Annotated in this window: 2 protein-coding genes; both read left to right on the forward strand. The window is 67.2% G+C overall.

Annotated features, from left to right (window positions below; genetic code table 11):
- A partial coding sequence (locus tag SSP08S_RS57995) for a TauD/TfdA dioxygenase family protein (RefSeq protein WP_019076045.1) occupies positions 1-624 on the forward strand: 624 nt, incomplete at its 5' end.
- The coding region (locus tag SSP08S_RS54520; protein WP_026179646.1) for an FcoT family thioesterase at positions 621-838 on the forward strand (218 nt) is incomplete at its 3' end. The genes SSP08S_RS57995 and SSP08S_RS54520, both read left to right, overlap by 4 nt.

Below are 838 nucleotides of genomic sequence, written 5' to 3' on the forward strand. Positions count from 1 at the left end.
AAGCAGATAGGCGTGCCGAAGACCGGCAAGTTCTGGCACGCCGACTACCAGTTCATGCCCGACCCCTTCGGCATCACCCTCATCTACCCCCAGGTCGTCCCTGAGAAGAACCGCGGCACGTACTTCATCGACATGGGCCGCGCCCACGCGCAGCTGCCGGCCGAGCTGAAGAGGGACATCGAGGGCACCTTCTGCAGGCACTCCGTCCGCAAGTACTTCAAGATCCGCCCGCACGACGTCTACCGCCCGATCTCCGAGATCATCGAGGAGGTCGAGACGAAGACCCCGGCCGTCCGCCAGCCCACCACCTTCACCCACCCCCTCACCGGCGAGACCGTCCTCTACGTCAGCGAGGGCTTCACCGTCGGCATCGAGGACGCGGACGGCAACCCGCTCGACGAGGAACTCCTCAAGCGGTTGTTCGACGCCACGGGCCAGCTCGACGAGACCTTCGAGCACGACAACATCCACCTGCAGGGCTTCGAGAAGGGCGACCTGCTGGTCTGGGACAACCGCAGTCTCATCCACCGCGCCCGGCACACCACCACTCCGGAGCCGACCGTCTCGTACCGCGTCACCGTCCACGACGACCGCAAGCTGCACGACGGGATCCAGGCCGCGTGACCGCGCCCACCGCCGACCGCACCGGGACCGCCCCGCCACAACGCTCGTACTCCACGGACGAGGAACTGCTGGCCCGCGTGCTCGTGCCCTACAAGCCGCACTGCAAGTACCTGAAAGACGCCCTCGTCACGGCCGGAGCCGGAGCCGGACTCGCCTCGGCGCGCTGCGAGTTCGCGATCCCGGAGTCCTGCTACATCGACGACACCGGCCACCT

It is taken from the genome of Streptomyces hokutonensis, assembly GCF_000376565.1.
Lineage (GTDB): Bacteria > Actinomycetota > Actinomycetes > Streptomycetales > Streptomycetaceae > Streptomyces > Streptomyces hokutonensis.